The sequence below is a fragment of the Inquilinus sp. genome (genome assembly GCF_057815775.1).
In genome coordinates this window covers 1-2,616 of record NZ_JBYRFX010000956.1, presented here as the reverse complement: position 1 = coordinate 2,616, position 2,616 = coordinate 1, and the positions used below count along the sequence as shown (strand labels likewise).

Annotated in this window: 2 protein-coding genes; one reads left to right on the top strand and one right to left on the bottom strand. The window is 66.4% G+C overall.

Annotated elements, in window-relative coordinates; translation table 11 throughout:
- On the bottom strand, positions 1-1,251 hold a 1,251-nt coding region (locus tag AC3XYG_RS34445), incomplete at its 3' end, for an ABC transporter substrate-binding protein (protein WP_489144403.1).
- 256 nt (positions 1,252-1,507) lie between these two features.
- Between AC3XYG_RS34445 and AC3XYG_RS34440 the strand changes: the two genes are divergently transcribed.
- A partial coding sequence (locus AC3XYG_RS34440; RefSeq protein WP_489144402.1) for a Gfo/Idh/MocA family protein occupies positions 1,508-2,616 on the top strand: 1,109 nt, incomplete at its 3' end.

Here is a 2,616-nt window from a genome sequence, read left to right as displayed (position 1 = left end):
CAGCCGGTCGAAGGCGGCCGACAACGTGCCGTTGCCGGCGATGGCGGAGGCCAGTTCGTCCTGCATCTGCAGGTTCACATAGTCCTGGAACGGCGCGAACTCGAAGCTCGGGTCGACTTGGTTCTCGGCGACGACGAAGATCTCGTTGACCTTCTGGCCGCCGTAGAACTCGTAGGGATGCCCCATCAGCTCCTTGTCGCCGATCAGGTCCTTCAGCACCGGGAACAGGAACTGCTTGGTGTTCCACAGCCGCGACGCTTCGGGGTCGCTGCCCATGAACTGGGCGAACAGCGCCGCCTCCTTCGGGTGCTGCGACGTGGTGAAGGCCGCGAAGGTCGACCCGCCCCAGTTCGAAGTGATCTTGCCGCCCTTCTCCCATTGCGGCATCGGCGCGGCCCGCCATTTGCCGAAGCTCTTCTTCATCGATTGCTGCATCAGCACCGGGGCCCAGGCGGCGGTGACCCAGGAGGCGTAGGTGCCTTCATCCAGCGCGGCGAACCATTCGGTGGTCCAGTTCGGCTTGACGTCGACCGCCTTGGCGTCGATCAGCTTCTGCCAGTAATCGGCCCATTTCTTGGCGACGCTGTCGTTGATGCCGATCTTGATGCTGGTGCCGTCGAGGTGGAACGGCCGCCAGCCCGCCTGCCACAGCACGGCGCAGACCCAGCCGGCGTCGGAGGCGCCGAAATCGCAGATATAGGTGCCGGGCGCCTTGCTGCTGAGCTTGATCGCCTGTTCGGCGTAATCGTCCCAGGTCTCGGGCACCGACAGGCCGTATTTGTCGAACACGTCGGCCCGGTACAAGAGGCCCATCGGGCCGCTATCCCAAGGCACCGCATAGATCTTGCCGTTGTCGGTGACCGACTTCCAGGTCCAGTCGATGAATTTCGGCCCGACATCGCCGACGCCCTGCGGCGCCAAATCGGCCAGCACGCCGAGCTGCTTGAAGCTGGCGATCGAGTTGAATTCCATCTGCGCCAGGTCAGGCAGGCCGCTGCCCGCCTTGATCGCGTTGCGCAGCTTGACGTAGTGCGGCGGCCCCTGGCCGACATTCTCGAGCTTGACGGTGATGCCGGGGTATTTCTTCTCGAACAGGTCGATCTGCTTCTGCGTGTCGGGCGTCCAGGCCCAGAACAGCAATTCGACCTTGTCCTGCGCCCGGGCCGCCATCGGCAGGCCGGCGATCGCCGGCGCCACCAGCGCACCTGCGGTTCCCTGCAGGAACCTGCGGCGGTCGAGCGTGGGTCCCATGGCAGATCCCGGTTTGGTCCCGGACGGCTCCGACATTTCGTGTCCTCCCTGTGGGGCGCTCGTGCCGATTTCGCAAAGCGAGTCGGACATTAGTTGAAATCATCAGACCAACGGGGCGCCGGCCTGTCAATCCGAGCCGGAGGCCGTTCGCGGCGTTTGTCCCGTATTCCGGACTCGCGGACCACAATCACGGTGGTGGGGGTCCGGGGCCGGGCCTAGTCTCGCCGTGACACCCCGCCCCTTTCGGAAGATCGCCATGGCAAGACAGTGGAATGTCGGCATTCTCGGCTGCGGCAACATCTTCGATGCCTATGCCCGACTGGCGGCGGTCTTCGCCCCGATCAAGCTGGTGGCCTGCGCCGACATCGATCCGCAGGTCGCGGCGGCCAAGGCCGCACGTTACGGCCTGCAGGCGCTGAGCCCGGAGGCGCTGATCGGCCATTCCGGCATCGACGCCATCATCAACCTGACCAACCCGGCCAGCCATGCCGCCACCACCGCGGCGATCCTGCAGGCCGGCAAGCACGCCCACACCGAGAAGCCGCTGGCCCTGACGCTCGAGGATGGCGACAGGCTGGTGGAATTGGCGGAAAGCCGCGGCCTGATGCTGAGTTCGGCCCCCGACACCTTCCTGGGCGGTGCCCAGCAGACCGCCCGCCGCCTGATCGACGAGGGAAGGCTGGGCGTGGTGAAGAGCGGCAGCGCGCATTTCATGAATCACGGCATGGAGCGCTGGCACCCCAACCCCCATCCCTATTACCAGCGCGGCGCCGGGCCGGTGCTGGACATGGGGCCCTATTACATCTCAGCGCTGGTTAACCTGCTGGGCCCCGTCCAGCGTGTCGTCGCCCTGGCCACCACCTTCTTCGACCAGCGGCTGGTGACGGCCGAAGGCCCGAACAAGGGCAGCCGCGTGCCGGTGACCACGCCCACCACCAGCCAGGCGTTGCTGGAGTTCCGCTCCGGCGCCCAGATCCATTTCTCGGTCAGCTACGACAATTGGGGCCACGGCCACCGCAACCCGATCGAGCTGCACGGCACCGAGGGATCGCTGATGGTGCCCGACCCGAATTATTTCGCCGGCACGGCCGAGTTGATCTCGGACAGCGGCGTGCAGCAATTCGGCAGCGAGGCCGCGCCCTTCGGCCAGGACAACTGGATCGAGGTCAGCGGCCGGCGCATCGGCAACTACCGCGGCGTCGGTGTCGCCGACATGCTGGATGCGGCGGAGACCGGTCGCCCGCCCCGCGCCTCCGGCCGCTTCGCCAGGCATGTGCTGGAGGTGCTGCTGGCGATCATCGAGTCCGCCGAGGCCGATGCCGCCAGGCTGATCGCCGCCGATGCGCCGCAGACGTTCTCCCCGAC